General features: G+C 77.7%; 1 protein-coding gene. It reads right to left on the bottom strand.

What is annotated here, in order from left to right:
- On the bottom strand, nucleotides 1-346 hold a 346-nt coding region (locus R5H29_RS13915), incomplete at its 3' end, for an exodeoxyribonuclease VII large subunit (protein WP_332329304.1).
- Between the last annotated feature and the right edge of the window lie 8 nt (nucleotides 347-354).

Genomic DNA, 354 nt, shown 5'->3' with positions numbered 1-354 from the left:
CCCGCCGCTGCCCCACCAGCGCAGGCAGCCCAAGGGCCAGCCGCGCCCCCCGATCGTCGAGCCGCTGCCGCGCCCCCGCCAACAGCGTCGGCAGATCGGTCAGGCGACCGCCCGCCGCCGTCAGCCGCAGCCGTTGCGCCTGGGTCAGCCGCGCCACCGCGTCCACGAGGCGGGCGCCCTTCTGCCCCACATCCGCCAGCAGCTCCGCCCGCGGCGGCACGGCCATCTCGGCCGCGGCCGTTGGCGTCGGCGCCCGCCGGTCGGACGCGAAGTCGATCAGCATCGTGTCCGTCTCATGCCCAACGGCGCTGATCAGCGGCAGACGGCAGGCGGCCGCCGCCCGCACCACCGCCT

It is taken from the genome of Stenotrophomonas sp. A3_2 (assembly GCF_036624925.1).
GTDB lineage: Bacteria > Pseudomonadota > Gammaproteobacteria > Xanthomonadales > Xanthomonadaceae > Stenotrophomonas > Stenotrophomonas hibiscicola.
This window is presented reverse-complemented; position numbering and strand designations above follow the sequence as displayed.